Origin of the sequence: Halomonas sp. SS10-MC5, from assembly GCF_015992245.1 — a bacterium.
Taxonomy (GTDB): Bacteria; Pseudomonadota; Gammaproteobacteria; order Pseudomonadales; family Halomonadaceae; genus Halomonas; species Halomonas sulfidoxydans.
Genome location: NZ_CP065435.1, coordinates 2,567,415 through 2,584,010 on the forward strand (window position 1 = coordinate 2,567,415; position 16,596 = coordinate 2,584,010).

Genomic DNA, 16,596 nt, shown 5'->3' on the forward strand with positions numbered 1-16,596 from the left:
TAGGCCGGGCGTCTATAGTCCTTGCGGTAAATCAGTCGATATTGAGGCTCGACTTCAGCGCCTCGAGATCCCCACTGAAGTTCTCCAGCACGATGACCTGGTCGGCCAGCGCATTGTCGAAGTTCCCCTCATCGGTTCCGAAGTTGCCTTCCGTGCTGATGTAGAGCTTGGTGGTGCCGCTCCCATCGGCTTCGAAGCGCAGGTGCTCGAGCCCATTGCCGTCGCTGAGCAATTCGCTCAGATCCAGGCTGTCACCCTGGGCCAACGAGAAGTCCTCGACAGTATCGACCGCGGCGCTGCCCTCTTCGCCCTGGTCACCGAGTTTCCAGGCGAAGGTATCTGCGCCAAGGCCGCCGAGAAGGGTGTCGTCACCAGCACCGCCGATCAGAGCGTCATCGCCCGCACCGCCGATCAGGACGTCATCCCCCGCACCGCCGATCAGGACGTCATCCCCCGAGCCTCCGTCGAGGAAATCATTGCCGCCATCGGCTCGCTGAGTATCTACCAGCTCCTCCCAGCGTGACTTCACATAGGCGATTATCTCAGCGTCGCTCGGGGCCTCACCTGGAGTGCCCTCCGCCCAGCGCAAGTATTCGACCAGCCCCGCATAGCCCAGTCCATCGTGGCTGCCATCGGAGAAGATCTCGCCAGTGTCGAGGTTCGTCCACTCGAGGTGGTCGGAATTGATGGCATCGCCGAAGATGATGTCATCACCGTCACCGCCGGTGAGCACGTCGTCTCCCAGCTCGGCCAACTCATCGCTGCTAGAGCCACCCTTGAGTGCGGCGTCGAGGTCCTCTGCTGTATTGACGATATCCACATAACCGAAGGGAGCCGTGACTGTCGTCGCTCCGTTGCTTGCTGTCAGGTACCCTTCACCAGCCACTTCGGAATTGTCAAAAAACTTCAAGATATGCTCGCTTACACCACTGCCGATACCAGTGGCATGCACGGCTGAGACCGCCGAGAGTTCTTCGAAAGCCTCCACCGAAGCATTGAAAGTATTTATATCAGTTGCATCACCTGGCCCACGCAAATTTCCGTCAGCGTCATAGTACTTTGTCGGATCTCCGTCGGTCAGAAAGTAGGTCAGGTTCTTGAAGCCATCACTAACTGATGCATCGTTTCCATGCTGGGCATTGAACCAGGCAACAGCCTGCTCGAACGCCGATTCATAGTTCGTTCCCCCACCAGCCGAGACCGCATCAATAGCTAGCAAGAGATCGTTTACGTTGTCAGCGTTAAGATTCTGGATGCTGGCCAAGGTGCTAGCGTGATAGGAGAAGACCATCATCTGTACATTGACGGTGCCGTCGTGCTCCTTGAGCTGATTGGCCAAGTTCACCAGCGCCTGCTTGGTCAAGTCCATGCGACTCAGGTAGCCAGTACCCGAGTAGTCATTCATGCTGCCGGAAGCATCGACGATCAGCGAGATATTGTAGTTCTGACCGGGCTCGACGATGGTGAACTTGCCTCCCGCATCGCCTATCAATACATCACTGCCACTGGTGCTGTCGTGATTATTCTCGCTGTTGTTGCCGACGTAGAGCGCATCAGGGGCTGGCGAAGACAACGTAATGCTGCTGTCGACGGTATCCCCATCAGCATCCTGGCCTTCGATCTTCAGTTCGATATCGAAGTCAGAGGCAGTTCCGCCCGTCTGGAACGAAAGGTCACCAAGTTTGAAGTTGTCTCCGTTGGCACCAGTGACCTCGATGGCTTCAAAGGGCTCCTCAGTCTCGACTCGATAGCTCCAGCCATCCTTCACTCCGTCGATGCGGATGCCATCCCCAACCTGGGTCAATGTGACTTCAGAGGTAACGTCGACGCCATTGCCATCGAGAACGACGATGTCGTCTGGCGACAGTGTCAGATATTGATCCGTGACGTCTGAGGGGTGGCCACTGCTGGCCTCGGCATCGGCCACTGCCTTGACGATGAACGAGGCAGTGCTATTTTTCCCGCCGGTCAGGTAAACGTCCTGAGTGAACTGCGTGGCTTGCTGGCGAGCTTCCCATTCGGGAGAACCAGATACGCCTGTGAAACTCAGCCCCTGCAGGAAATCGAAGCGGATGAATTCACCGTTCGTAATACTCTGGCCTTCGCTGACACCCAACCGCCCTGAGCTGGTATTGATCGTGTCATTTGTGGTGGATGAGATCAGCACGTCATTAGCGATATCGCCATCCTCGGAGTTCAGCGCATAGTAGCCAGAGTTGCCGCCGCTGATGCCCGCCGCGATGTTGCCTTCGACCAGTGTGCCGTTCAGAACCTGGTCATTCACCTGGATAGTGAATCCGTCGCCATTCGGCTTGAGCGTCACGACGAAGGCTTCTTCGCCACTCTCGGTCATAGCCGTCAGTTGCTGCCCATCGCTACTCAACGCATAGAAGAGCGGCTGGCCCTCGAACGAGAGTGCATTGCCATCCGTGTCGACGGCCGGCTGACCCTCCAGGCTGGCCTTGAACACAACGTTGCCCAAGCCATCGGCCCCAACCGCATCGGCGAAGTTGAGCTTTCCTGCCGCACCATCGACAAGCGCCGCGGCATCCGGCGTGAACTCGCTGGGAATGTCGTCGACGATATCGATGGTCAAGCTGGCATTGGCGCTGTCACCGTCGCTGTCGGTGACCACCAGTGCGAAGCTATCCTTCACGCCATCAATGTTAGGCCCTTGGGTACTGTGCTCGTCGGTGGCGCCGTCGAGGGTGTAGGTCCAACTGTAGCTGCCGTTGACGAGCGTGACGACCAAGGTGCCGTGCGTGCCCTGCACCGTGCCACCACCGGTGACGTTCTCGCCGTTGATCACCAGCGACTGCAGCCCGTCGTTGCCGGTATCGATGGCCAAGGTGCCGCTGGTGACGTGCGAGCCGTCATTGGCACTGCCGCCCGGCAGGCCGGCCTCGTCGACGCTGGCTTGGCCGTCGTTGACGTCGGGGCCACCGACCTCGATCGTCGGCTCGGAGTCGTCCTGCAAGGTCAGGGTGACCGTGGCGGTGCTCTCGTCGCCATCGGCGTCGGTGATGGTGTAGTCGAAGCTCACCCCCCCTTCCTCACCCGCCGCCGGGGTGTAGGTGAAGGTGCCGTCTTCGTTGTACACCAGCGTGCCGCTGCCGGTGAGGCTGCCGGCCACCAGGGCCACGCCGTTGGTCAGGTCGATGCCATCGGCGCCGCCCGTGTCGTTGCCGAACACGTTGATAGTGACCGGGGCGTTTTCGGTTTCCTGAGTCGCCGCGTCGTCCACCGCCTGCGGCACGTCGTCGATGATGGCGATGGTCAGGCTGTCGTTGGCCTCGTCGCCGTCGCTGTCGGTGACGACCAGGGTGAAGCTGTCGCTGGTCGTGTCACCGTCGGTGGCACCGTCGAGGGTGTAGGTCCAGCTGTAGTTGCCGTCGACGAGCGTGACGACCAAGGTGCCGTGCGTACCGTTGACCGAGCCGCCGCCGGTGACGTTCTCACCGTTGATCACCAGCGACTGCAGCCCGTCGTTGCCGGTATCGATGGCCAGGGTGCCGCTGGTAGCGTGGGAGCCGTCATTGGCACTGCCACTCGGCAGGCCGGCCTCGTCGACGCTGGCTTGGCCGTCGTTGACGTCGGGGCCACCGACCTCGATCGTCGGCTCGGAGTCGTCCGCCACGGTCACGGTCAGCGTGGCGCTGGAGGTATCGCCGTCGGCGTCGGTGATGGTGTAGTCGATCACCGCATCGCCTTCGAAGCCCGCCGCCGGGGTGAAGGTGACCGCGCCATTGGCATCGAAGCTCAGGCTGCCCTGGCTCGGGTTGCGCAGGCTCGCCGCCGTCAGCGTGGCGCCATCGGCACCGGCCGTATCGTTGTCCATCACGTTATAAGTGATAGGGGTATCTTCCGCGGTCCCGGCGGTGTCATCCACCGCCTGCGGCACGTCGTCGATGATGGCGATGGTCAGGCTGTCGTTGGCCTCGTCGCCGTCGCTGTCGGTGACGACCAGGGTGAAGCTGTCGCTGGTCGTGTCACCGTCGGTGGCGCCGTCGAGGGTGTAGGTCCAGCTGTAGCTGCCGTTGGCGAGCGTGACGACCAAGGTGCCGTGCGTACCGTTGACCGTGCCGCCGCCGGTGACGTTCTCGCCGTTGATCACCAGCGACTGCAGCCCGTCGTTGCCGGTATCGATGGCCAGGGTGCCGCTGGTAGCGTGGGAGCCGTCATTGGCACTGCCGCTCGGCAGGCCGGCCTCGTCGACGCTGGCTTGGCCGTCGTTGACATCGGGTCCGCTGACCTTGATGGTCGGCTCGGAGTCGTCCTGCAAGGTCAGGGTGACCGTGGCGGTGCTCTCGTCGCCATCGGCGTCGGTGATGGTGTACTCGAAGCTCACCCCCCCTTCCTCACCCGCCGCCGGGGTGTAAGTGAAGGTGCCGTCTTCGTTGTACACCAGCGTGCCGCTGCCGGTGAGGCTGCCGGCCACCAGGGCCACGCCGTTGGTCAGGTCGATGCCATCGGCACCGCCCGTGTCGTTGCCGAACACGTTGATAGTGACCGGGGCGTTTTCGGTTTCCTGAGTCGCCGCGTCGTCCACCGCCTGCGGCACGTCGTCGATGATGGCGATGGTCAGGCTGTCGCTGGCCTCGTCGCCGTCGCTGTCGGTGACGACCAGGGTGAAGCTGTCGCTGGTCGTGTCACCGTCGGTGGCGCCGTCGAGGGTGTAGGTCCAGCTGTAGCTGCCGTTGGCGAGCGTGACGACCAAGGTGCCGTGCGTACCGTTGACCGTGCCGCCACCGGTGACGTTCTCGCCGTTGATCACCAGCGACTGCAGTCCGTCGTTGCCGGTATCGATGGCCAGGGTGCCGCTGGTGACGTGCGAGCCGTCATTGGCACTGCCGCTCGGCAGGCCGGCCTCGTCGACGCTGGCTTGGCCGTCGTTGACGTCGGGGCCACCAACCTCGATCGTCGGCTCGGAGTCGTCCGCCACGGTCACGGTCAGCGTGGCGCTGGAGGTATCGCCGTCGGCGTCGGTGATGGTGTAGTCGATCACCGCATCGCCTTCGAAGCCCGCCGCCGGGGTGAAGGTGACCGCGCCATTGGCATCGAAGCTCAGGCTGCCCTGGCTCGGGTTGCGCAGGCTCGCCGCCGTCAGCGTGGCGCCATCGGCACCGGCCGTATCGTTGTCCATCACGTTATAAGTGATAGGGGTATCTTCCGCGGTCCCGGCGGTGTCATCCACCGCCTGCGGCACGTCGTCGATGATGGCGATGGTCAGGCTGTCGTTGGCCTCGTCGCCGTCGCTGTCGGTGACGACCAGGGTGAAGCTGTCGCTGGTCGTGTCACCGTCGGTGGCGCCGTCGAGGGTGTAGGTCCAGCTGTAGCTGCCGTTGGCGAGCGTGACGACCAAGGTGCCGTGCGTACCGTTGACCGTGCCGCCACCGGTGACGTTCTCGCCGTTGATCACCAGCGACTGCAGTCCGTCGTTGCCGGTATCGATGGCCAGGGTGCCGCTGGTAGCGTGGGAGCCGTCATTGGCACTGCCACTCGGCAGGCCGGCCTCGTCGACGCTGGCTTGGCCGTCGTTGACATCGGGTCCGCTGACCTTGATGGTCGGCTCGGAGTCGTCCTGCAAGGTCAGGGTGACCGTGGCGGTGCTCTCGTCGCCATCGGCGTCGGTGATGGTGTACTCGAAGCTCACCACCCCTTCCTCACCCGCCGTCGGGGTGTAGGTGAAGGTGCCGTCTTCGTTGTACACCAGCGTGCCGCTGCCGGTGAGGCTGCCGGCCACCAGGGCCACGCCGTTGGTCAGGTCGATGCCATCGGCACCGCCCGTGTCGTTGCCGAACACGTTGATAGTGACCGGGGCGTTTTCGGTTTCCTGAGTCGCCGCGTCGTCCACCGCCTGCGGCACGTCGTCGATGATGGCGATGGTCAGGCTGTCGCTGGCCTCGTCGCCGTCGCTGTCGGTGACGACCAGGGTGAAGCTGTCGCTGGTCGTGTCACCGTCGGTGGCGCCGTCGAGGGTGTAGGTCCAGCTGTAGTTGCCGTCGACGAGCGTGACGACCAAGGTGCCGTGCGTACCGTTGACCGTGCCGCCACCGGTGACGTTCTCGCCGTTGATCACCAGCGACTGCAGCCCGTCGTTGCCGGTATCGATGGCCAGGGTGCCGCTGGTGACGTGCGAGCCGTCATTGGCACTGCCGCTCGGCAGGCCGGCCTCGTCGACGCTGGCTTGGCCGTCGTTGACGTCGGGGCCACCAACCTCGGTCGTCGGCTCGGAGTCGTCCGCCACGGTCACGGTCAGCGTGGCGCTGGAGGTATCGCCGTCGGCGTCGGTGATGGTGTAGTCGATCACCGCATCGCCTTCGAAGCCCGCCGCCGGGGTGAAGGTGACCGCGCCATTGGCATCGAAGCTCAGGCTGCCCTGGCTCGGGTTGCGCAGGCTCGCCGCCGTCAGCGTGGCGCCATCGGCACCGGCCGTATCGTTGTCCATCACGTTATAAGTGATAGGGGTATCTTCCGCGGTCCCGGCGGTGTCATCCACCGCCTGCGGCACGTCGTCGACGATGGCGATGGTCAGGCTGTCACTGGCCTCGTCGCCGTCGCTGTCGGTGACGACCAGGGTGAAGCTGTCGCTGGTCGTGTCACCGTCGGTGGCGCCGTCGAGGGTGTAGGTCCAGCTGTAGCTGCCGTTGGCGAGCGTGACGACCAAGGTGCCGTGCGTACCGTTGACCGTGCCACCGCCGGTGACATTCTCACCATTGATCACCAGCGACTGCAGCCCGTCGTTGCCGGTGTCGATAGCAAAAGTGCCGCTGGTGGTGTGCGAGCCGTCACCCACGCTGCCGGTCGGCAGGCCGGCCTCGTCGACGCTGCTGCTGTCGGACATGATTGTAATGGTCGGCTCGGAGTCGTCTGGAGCGTTCTCGTCCGGCTCAGCCAAGGCGAAAGCCAGCCCGTCCTCTTCCGGCGAGCCACGCAGATCATTCATGCCGAAGTTGAACGTCAATGGGTCGACGTTCTCGGCAATGCGCGCCAGGCGCACGAAGCTGTGACCGCCATCGGCGCCACCACCGGGGCCGGCGCCAGCTGCAGTGGCATCGAGCACCTCCAGCAGGTCGACGCTGTCGTCGTCCAGCGCCGTCAGCAGGGCTTCGAGATCCTCGTCCAAGGCAGAGAATTCAGAAGCGTCGGTCGCTTCGGCGGCATCCAGCTCCGCTGTCATGACCACTTGCTCGCCGCCTTCTACCAGCACCGGATCGATTCCATCAGCGAAGTCGAGTTGGACGCTGCCGTTGTCGGAGGTGATCAGCACCTCACCTTCCTGAAGGGTATCGCCCACGCGCAATTCGCGCAGGTTGCCCTCGGCGTCGCGCGCCCAAGCTTGGCCGGTAATCGAGATAACTGTGGAAATGGCCATGACATGGCTCCTGTATCGTCTGTATCTCTTACATTAACCTCACAAACGACACATTAAGTAACATACCGAAACATTGATATTGGACCGATGGACAAGTAGCAAAGCGAATGGACGCGAACGAAAAAAGGCTTAACAATAACTAGTTAAGCCTTTGTTTTATAAAACATAAGCTGCCTAGACGACGTTCGCGTCCTGTCTGGACAGACTGAGCACCAGCTGCATGCGGTCGCGTACGCCGAGCTTGCGAAATACCGCGCCGAGATGTGCCTTGACCGTGCGCTCGGTGATGTCGAGCTGGCGGGCCACCTCCTTGTTGCTGCGTCCTTCTGCTACCGCCAGTGCCACGGCTCGCTCGCGCTCCGTCAGCACGGACAGGTTCTCCTGCGGCAGGCCGTCACGCCCACCTAGGGTGGCGAATGCGCCTCCAACCACCTTGCTGAGCAATTCGGCCGGCACCCATACCCCCTGATGGCCGGTGACCAGAGCCACCTGCCGCAGTAGCTCGGGGGGTGATAGCGCGTGGACATAGCCACGCGCCCCCACCTGTAGCGCCATGAGCGCTTCCACTTCGCTCGGCGTCAGGGACATGACGACAACAATAGCGCCATGGCCAGCCAGCGCTCCCGCCAGCCCGGGCCATTCCGGATGATCCGTCAACAGCCAGATCCGGTCGCCATCGTCCACCATGACGCGCGCCTGGTCCGGGTTGATTCGCCGTATATCGCGAAAGGCGCTGTGCAGCCGTGGAATGTCTGCGCGCCTCTGACTCACGAACAGAACTGCCATCATCGTTCCCCCATGGAGTTGCTCCATGCCCGCAGTACGGGTTTGAGCAGATACTGCATCACGGTGCGCTTGCCGGTCATGATGTCGACCTGAGCCGTCATGCCGGGAATGACCTGGATGTCACTGCCCAGGTTTTCCCCTTCGACCGTTTTCACACGCACCAGATAGAAGGTGTTGTCGTCGTCGTCAGTGATGGTGTCGGCACTGATGTGGTCCAGCTCGGCTTCGAGACCGCCGTAGATGGCGAAGTCGTACGCCGTCAGCTTGATGGTGGCCGGCTGGCCGGGTCGCAGGAAAGCAATGTCCTGCGGTGCGATACGCGCCTCGACCAGCAGCTGATCGTCGCTGGGTATGATGTCCACCACTTCCTGCCCTGGCTGTACCACGCCGCCCAGGGTATTGATCCCCAGGCGCTGCACGATGCCATCCACAGGGGATCGGACCTCGGCGAGGCGCACCCGATCCTGCAGGCCGGCACTGGACTCATCGAGTGCCCCCAGATCCCCAATGGTCTGAGCCAGGTCGTTGCGCCATTCGCTGCGCCGTTCGGCGCCAATCTCGCGTAGCTGGGTACGCGCCTCTTCTACGGCGGCCTCGAGGCGCGCGACAGCAGCCGCGGCCTGGTTGCGCTCGCCGGTAGCACGCGAAACCTCACGTTCGAGGCGCAGGATGTCGACCTCCGAGACCGCCCCCGAGGCCAACAGTGGTCGTGTCAGGTTCAACTCCTGGCTCGCCATGTTCGCCTCACGCTGGGCGGTATCGCGCCGCGCCTTGGCTTCGTTGAGCTCCTCTTCACGCTGACGAATGCGATCGCGCAAAATGCTCTCCTGCTCGCGAAGCTCCTCACGCCGGCTCTCGTAGACCTCGCGCTCTTGCGCGACGATTTCCGGCGCCCCGCTGCGCAATTCGTCGTCGGGGTTGAAGGGCGTATCGGTCACCAGAGCGCGCAGCCGTTCGGCGCGGGCACGAAGGGCCAATGCCTGGGCACGGTTCTCACGGAAGTTGGCAACGAAGCGCGTGGGGTCGATGCGCATCAGCACTTGCCCCGCTTCGACCATCTCCCCTTCACGCACCATGATCTGCTGCACCACACCGCCATCGAAGGACTGCACCTTCTGCAACTGGCTGGAGGGAATCACTCTCCCGGTCCCGCGTGTCACCTCGTCGATCGAAGCAAAATAGGCCCATGCGATCAGCGCGCCGAAGGCAAGCAGTATGGTGTAGAGGAAGAGCCGTGCCCGGATCGGGTCCTGCTGCATGCGCGCCCAGTCGGCATCGCTGGCCCAGTCGCGATTGAGGTGGGCGGAAGTCACCCGCTTGGAGAACAGACGGTCCATGAACGGACGAAACGGCTTGCCGCCGACATCGGTGAAACGCCCGATCGCCTCGAAGCCTTGCTGCTCGGCACTCTTGCCCTTGGCCTTGGGAGACGTGGCGGTCATCAGTTGGCCCTCCCGATCTGGCCCTTGCGCAGGGCTTCCACGACCTTGTCACGCGGGCCGTCGGCAACGACCTTGCCGGCGTCGATGACGATGATGCGATCGACCAGCGACAGCAATGAGGTACGGTGAGTCACCACGATCAGCGTCTTGCCCTGCCCGTAACTTGCTAGATTGGCCTTGAAGGCCTCCTCACTGGCGTGATCCATGGAGCTGGTCGGTTCGTCGAGCAACAGGATCTTCGGGTCATGAACCAGTGCTCGCGCAATGGCCACTGCCTGGCGCTGGCCCCCGGAGAGCATCTGGCCACGTTCGCCCACCTGAAGCTCGACGCCTTGGGGGTGGCCATTGACCAGGCTTTCCAGGCCGCTGAGCTTGATCGCATGCAGCAGCGCCTCGTCGTCGACACCATCGCTGCCGCCACCGGCCACGATATTGTCACGCAGCGAACCGAAGAACAGGCTGACGTCCTGCGGCACGTAGCCGATGTGGCGCCGCAGCTCCACCGGATCGAACTGTCGCAGGTCCACCCCGTCGAGCATTACCGAACCCGCCGTGGGCGCATACAACCCCAGCAACAGCTTGTTGAGCGAGGTCTTGCCACAACCGACACGCCCCAGCAAGGCCACCTTCTCGCCAGGCTCGATCTTGAGCGAGATGTCGCGTAGCGCATCGCGCTCCTCGTCCGGGTAGCGTAACGACGCCTTGTCGAAACGAATCTCACCATGAACGACCGGGCGCGAGATGAAGGACTTGCCTTCGGGCCGCTCCACCGGGCGCTGCATGACGTCGTCGAGAGACTTCAAGGCGGTGGACGACTGATGGTACTGGGCCAGCAACGCGGCTGCCTGGCTCACCGGCGCCATGGCACGGGACGAGAGCATATAGGCAGCAATGAGCCCACCCTGACTGAGATTGCCGTCGATGATCAGGTAGACGCCAATCAGGATCACGCAGACCGCCACGGTATGCTGGGCCCACATCGCCACGTTGGAAACCGAGGTGCTGACCAGGCGCAGTTGGGCCGAGGTACGCGACAGAAAGGCCGTCGACTTCTCCCAGATTCCCTGGAGCCGGCTCTCGGCGCGCAGGGTCTTGACCGTTTCCAGGTGCGACAGCGACTCCACCAGCGTGGCATTGCGTTGGGCACTGACTCGCCAGGTGGTCTCGGAAAGCTCGTGCAGCTTGCCCTGGGCCGCCATGGCGTAGAGCAGCACGACAACGATGCCGGCAAGTACCGGCAGCGCCAGCGGCGCCCCGATCAAGGCAATGATGGCGGCGAAGAACAGCACGAAAGGCAGGTCGACCAATGCCACCACCGTGGCCGAGCCGATGAAGGCGCGCACCGACTCGAAGGATTGCAGGGTGGAGGCGAACGAGCCGGTCGAGGCGGGCCGGGCTTCCATGCGCAGGCCCAGTACCTGGGACATGATCTTCGCGGAGAGCTTGACGTCGGCCCGACTCGCCGCCAGGTCGATGAAGGCGCTGCGCATCAGACGCAGTGCCAAGTCGAAGCAGAGCACGATGAAGATGCCGGCGGCCAGCACCCATAGCGTCTCCGTGGCATGGTTGGGCACCACGCGGTCATACACGTTCAGGACGAACAGCGGCATGGCCACGGCAAACAGGTTGATGATGATGGAGCCGGCGATCACGTCGCGATAAAGCCGTCGGTTCTCGCGGATGACGCCCCAGAACCAGTGGCGCGAGCGCTGCTTGCCGACCTCGGGACCGCGCGCATCGAAACGAAAGCGCGGACGCACGTAGATGGCCTGGCCGCTGTAGCTCTCGCTCAGGCCTTCGAGATCGACCTCGCTCACGGCATCGCCAAGCTCGGGGAAGATCACCCTGGCACGGCGCGCCTTGAAGTCCAGTGCCATGAGCACGCAGGCACGCCCCGGCTCCAGTAGCAGTACGGCGGGAAAGAGTGCCGGATTGAGCTGCGCCAGCCGGCTCTTGACGATTCGCGCCGTCATGCCGGCCCGGGTGGCGGCCCGGGGAAAGACACCGGGAGTGAGCCGCCCCTCTTCCAGCGGCAGGCCCGCCGTCAATGCATCGGGCGTCACCGCATGGTCATGGGCCAGGGCGATGGTTTGCAGGCACTCGAGCAGCTCGTCGCGAACGGCCGAGCGGGCTGCACCCAGGGAGGAATCCAGTACTTCTTGCTGTGTCACGGGGACCTCGGGCATGAGGCCCGTCCGACCATACCGGACGGGTGGCGCTATAAACGATTGCTGCTTGCTGCTTGCGCCGAGCGAACTCGGCACAAGCAGCCTTTACCCAGGTCGCTCAGCCTTGTACGACGTAACTGTCGGCGTAACCGAGACGCTTCAGTTCGGCACGCAGGGCCGCCAGCTCGCCAGGGTCGCCGATGGGGCCGAGCTGCACGCGGTGCAGGTCGGCGCTGCTGACCAGCCGCATCGGCTGGGCCAGCGTGGCGCTGAGCTGATGACCTATGCCCTGTGCACGCTCGGAGCTGCTCAGTGCGACGACTTGCAGGTAAGCGCCCTGTTCCACGACCATCTCTTGCCGCTCGACCTGCTCTGCAATTCTCGCTTCTCCGTAGAGGCTGACCACGGGCTGGGTTTCGCCCCAGACGCTGGCGACATCCAACGTCTCTGCGGCTTCAGTTGCCTGGCTCACCTCTCCGGGCCACTGCTGGGTGGAAGACAGGTCGAGATTTTCCCCCACGCGCTCGAGAGTCACCTCCACGCGACGGTTCTGACGTCGTCCTTCTGCCGTGTCGTTGGAGGCGACCGGCTGTCGCGAGCCATAGCCGCGGGTCTGGACCAGGCCACGATCGACGCCTTGGCTGACCAGGTAATCCGCCACGCTGTCGGCCCGCCGCTGTGAAAGCGGATCGTTGATGGCATCGCTGCCGGTGCTGTCGGCATGGCCGGCAACGAAGATCCGCGCCAGATCGGTACGATTGCGGATCTGGCCCGCCAGCTCGGTGAGTTCCTGGCGCGCATCGGGACCCAGCTCGGCGCTGTTGACGGCAAACAGCGCATCGGCGGAAAGCGTGATGTCGGGAGCGCGCGTCGGTGCCGGCGCGCTGATGCCACGGGTAAAGTCGGCCAGGGTGTAGCCGCCGGGACCTTCGACCGGACAGAGGATGCTGGGGTCGAGTGCCACACCGTCGCTGCCCAGCTCGGCCAGGGTCGGCATGTCGTCGCGCATCACGCCCAGAGCCTGCATCAGTTGCCCCATGGCGGCCAGCGTACGCGCATCGGCAAGGGCAATGTCGTACTGAGCGTTGGTATAGGCCCGGCTTGCCTCGAAGTATTCGTTCTCGCTGTCGAGCACGTCGAGCAGGGTGCGCTGGCCGATGTCGAACTGCTGCTGATAGGCACCACGGACACGGTCAATCGACTGACGGTGCTCATTGAGATAACGAATCTGTTCACGCAGGCGCTGGGTGTCGTTGTAGGCGATCTGAGTGGTCTGCCTCACGTTGGTGCATGCCAGGTCGCGCTGATCGATCGCCTGTTCGACGCGGTCGCTGGCCGCCCGGTACGAGGCCAGATCACTCCCGCCACGGTACAGGTTCATGCTGGCCACCAGCTCGATGCTGTGGCGATCGCGCCGACCGAAGCCATCGAAACCGTTCTCGTTGTTGTTGGTACCTGTGCGTCCCCGCAGGTCCAGGCGCGGCTGGAACCCAGCCTTGCTGCCCGCCTGCTCCGCTCTCGCCGCCTCGATGTTCTCGATGGCGGCGTGGAAGTCCGGATTGCCCTGGAAGGCGAGGTCGACGGCTTCTCTCACCGAGGGCGGCAAGCGCTCGTCGAGCGGCGGCGGCGGGGTGAGGTTTTCGGCCGGCAGCCCCCCGACGATGCGCTGATAACGGGCCGTGACGTCATGCAGGTTGGACGCCTCGGTCATCAGGTTCGACTCGGCCAGCGCCAGGCGGCCGCTGATCTGCTCGAGGTCGACCCCGCGCCCGGCGCCGGAGCGCACGCGCTCTTCGATCTGGTTGTAGACACGCAGGTGGTCGGCGTAGTTGCTCTGGGCCAGCCGGACGAGCTCACGATAGCGGCTGACGTCGAGATAGGCCTGCGTGGCTTCGAGCGCCACATTCTCGCTGGCCCCCAGCAGTTCGTAGTAGCGCACCAGCTCGGCACGGTCGAGACGCTCGACCTCGCTGCGAGTAGCGAAACCGTCGTAGAGCATCTGCGTCAGGCGCAGCTCGGCGAAGTCGGTGTCGTAGCTACCGCGCCCGTCGCCTTCCCGTTCCTCTATCCCGATGCCAGCCGCCAGGTCGATGCTCGGGAGGTAGTTGCCCCGTGCCACGCCGACGTCATGTCCGGCAGCACTCAAGGCGTTCATGGCGGCCTTGACTTCGGGATTGCTGGTGAGCGCCTGGCGCACCACCTGCTGAATATCGGCGGCACCCGGCGCCGCCAGGCCTGGGGGCAACGCCTGGGCTACCGCAGCGGTCACCGGCAGAAGCGCAAGCGACGTGCCCATCATCGCAGCCTTGGCCAGTCGATGCGCACGGGAGAGGTCAATCGCGTATTTCATGGGTGTTCCCTTTTCATGATTCGGATGCCCCGTCTGCACAGGCAATCCGTCGAGTTGTGAAGATATGTTCTTGTTATGGCGGGGCTCATCCGGCGTGACCGGATGGTGCATCCATTCCCGATTCCCTTGGAAAACCGACTGCACCCGATCGACCTGGCTTAATGTAAATGAAGCGTAACTCCCACGGAGGGGCTTCTAACTACACTTCACTACTAAAGTCATTTACTTATAAGGCCATCAGGCATAGTTGCTGCACTTTTGTAAGTTAGCGTAACCGAGGCACTAAAAAAGTCCAATAGTTTCTGACCACGAGGCTTCGACTTTTAGCATGGGTCTGATCTACATCAAGCATTAGGCCTCCAACCCCGATCCGATCAGGCCCGTACCCTTCAGCGGCGCTCTCCCGGTGCCCCTCAAACATGCTATCGTCAGCGCATTGACCGAATGGGCCATCAGCACAAGGAGAGACCTCATGTCTGCCTCATCCGAGATCCAGAAAGCGCGGGTCATCAATGAACTGCGCGGTTTCATCAAGAAGCTGCTCCAGGAGCCGCAAATCCTGGAGCGTTCCCTGGAGATCGCCCGCCGCCACTATGGCGAGGGCAATGCGGAAGGTGCCCAGGCTCGCATCGCCAACGAGATTTCCGACACCACCAGCGTGCACATTCCCGAGGACCCGCAGGAGCACTCGGAAGCCGACAAGCTGTTCCTCGAACTGCTCAAGGAGGTGATCAGCGAGGAGCAAGCCCTCTACTGAGCGGGTTGGCATGCCGAACGGGCGCCTCGTGCCCGTTCGGCGCCTCCACGAACCGGGCGCACGCCTGACCTACGCTCTGATATAATGGCAAGCAATTGTTTTCCAAAACCTTTACAAGTACTTGCCAATGTATTACCTGCTGAAGCTGTTTCCCGAGATCACCATCAAGTCACGCTCCGTGCGTCGCCAGATGACGCGCTGCCTGGTCGGCAACATCCGCAACGTGCTGCGCCCACTGGGCGATTCGCTTCGCGTTCAGGGCGGCTGGGATGCCTTGAAGGTTCTGGTGCCTGACGATGCCTCTCCGGATTGGCTGCGTCAGCTGGAAGGCCTGTTGTGTCGTATCCCCGGCATTCACGAGGTGCAATGCGTCGAGGAGGTGCCGTTCGTCTCCTTCGCCGACACGACCGAGCGGCTACTGCCGGTCTGGCGGGATGCCATCACGGGCCGAACCTTTCGCATCACGGTGAAACGCCGGGGCCAGCACGCTTTCACTTCGGAGGATCTCGAGCGCCACCTCGGAAGGGAGCTGCTCGATGCCGCGCCAGGCTCCAGGGTTCAGCTCAAGTCGCCGGACGTGGACGTGCGGGTGGACGTGGTCGAGAGCCGCCTGCGCCTGGTGCGCCAGCGCTGGCCGGGGCTGGGGGGGTATCCCCTGGGCCTGCAGGGGCAGGCCCTGGCGCTGATCTCGGGTGGCTACGACTCACCGGTCGCCGCGTGGAAGATGATGCGGCGCGGCATCAAGACCCATTTCCTGTTCTTCGAGCTCGGTGGCACCGGCCACGAAGCCGCCGTGCGCGAGGTCTCCGCGCACTTGTGGGAGACCTATGGCCGTTCGCACCGGGTGAAGTTCTTCTCGGTGCCGTTCGAGGGCGTGGTGGCGGAGCTCCAGCGCAGCATACCCGACGGACTCATCGGCGTGGTGCTCAAGCGCATGATGGTGCGGGCAGCGAGCCGCATCGCTACGCGCGCGCGCATCCCCATGCTGGTGACCGGAGATGCCATTGCCCAGGTCTCGAGCCAGAGCCTGACCAACCTGGTGCTCATCGATGACGCCTGCGAGATCCCGATCCTGCGGCCGCTGATTGCCGAGGACAAGCAGTCGATCATCGATACCGCCCGCCAGATCGGCACCGCCCCCTTTGCCGAAGGCATGCCGGAGGTGTGCGGCGCCGTCTCCCAGCGACCCAATACCCAGGCCCGTCACGACAAGGTCGTCGCCGCCGAAGCAGATTTCGATTTCAGCGTGCTGGAGGCCGCGGTGGAGCTGGCCGTATTGACTCGCTCCGACCAACTCCTGGAGCCGCTGCCCGACAGTGAGCCCCGGTTGGAGGTGGTAACCGACCTGCAGGACATGGCTGGCGCATCCAATGTCAGTGTGATCGACATTCGCGCACCGGCGGAGCGTGAAGCGGCACCGCTCAAGCTCGATCAGGTCGAGTGCCTGGAGATTCCCTTCTTCGAGCTTCAGTCACGCGCCGCGGCCCTGCCCGACGACCGCCGCTACCTGCTCTACTGCGACCAGGGCGTGATGAGCCGCATGCAGGCCATGCACCTGCATGATCGTGGGCTGTGGCACTTCGGGGTCTATCGCGCTCGATGAGCCCTACATGAAAGGCTGAGCCGGCGAATTTCAGCGCTGGCCGGCCTGTTACAAATTCTTTTTTAGCAACCACTTTATTGCCCCGCTGGACTGCGCTAAAACGAAATTAACAGGT

The 16,596-nt window shown here is 63.4% G+C and carries 7 protein-coding genes; 2 read left to right on the forward strand and 5 right to left on the reverse strand.

The features are described 5' to 3' along the window. Positions 1 to 31: 31 nt before the first annotated feature. The 5 genes from I4484_RS12035 to I4484_RS12055 all read right to left on the reverse strand — a co-directional run bounded on the left by I4484_RS12035 (position 32) and on the right by I4484_RS12055 (position 14,121). The gene (locus I4484_RS12035; protein ID WP_197447530.1) at positions 32 to 7,375 is read right to left on the reverse strand and encodes a retention module-containing protein; all 7,344 of its coding nucleotides are present in this window, start codon (positions 7,373 to 7,375) and stop codon (positions 32 to 34) included. Between the two features lie 174 nt (positions 7,376 to 7,549). Next, the gene (locus tag I4484_RS12040) at positions 7,550 to 8,161 is read right to left on the reverse strand and encodes a response regulator transcription factor (protein ID WP_330932852.1); all 612 of its coding nucleotides are present in this window, start codon (positions 8,159 to 8,161) and stop codon (positions 7,550 to 7,552) included. Further along, positions 8,161 to 9,603, reverse strand: coding sequence for an HlyD family type I secretion periplasmic adaptor subunit (locus tag I4484_RS12045; RefSeq protein ID WP_197447532.1), 1,443 nt, complete (start codon positions 9,601 to 9,603; stop codon positions 8,161 to 8,163). Before I4484_RS12045 ends, I4484_RS12040 begins: the two co-directional genes overlap by 1 nt. After that, positions 9,603 to 11,774: a type I secretion system permease/ATPase gene (locus I4484_RS12050; RefSeq protein ID WP_197447533.1), complete on the reverse strand. Its 2,172-nt coding sequence runs from the start codon at positions 11,772 to 11,774 to the stop codon at positions 9,603 to 9,605. Before I4484_RS12050 ends, I4484_RS12045 begins: the two co-directional genes overlap by 1 nt. A gap of 115 nt (positions 11,775 to 11,889) precedes the next feature. Beyond that, positions 11,890 to 14,121, reverse strand: coding sequence for a TolC family outer membrane protein (locus I4484_RS12055; protein WP_197447534.1), 2,232 nt, complete (start codon positions 14,119 to 14,121; stop codon positions 11,890 to 11,892). Between the two features lie 472 nt (positions 14,122 to 14,593). Between I4484_RS12055 and I4484_RS12060 the strand changes: the two genes are divergently transcribed. Next, positions 14,594 to 14,878, forward strand: coding sequence for a hypothetical protein (locus tag I4484_RS12060; protein WP_197447535.1), 285 nt, complete (start codon positions 14,594 to 14,596; stop codon positions 14,876 to 14,878). Positions 14,879 to 15,005: 127 nt separating this feature from the next. Beyond that, complete coding sequence (gene thiI / locus I4484_RS12065; protein ID WP_197447536.1) at positions 15,006 to 16,481, forward strand: tRNA uracil 4-sulfurtransferase ThiI; 1,476 nt, start codon at positions 15,006 to 15,008, stop codon at positions 16,479 to 16,481. Positions 16,482 to 16,596 lie beyond the last annotated feature (115 nt).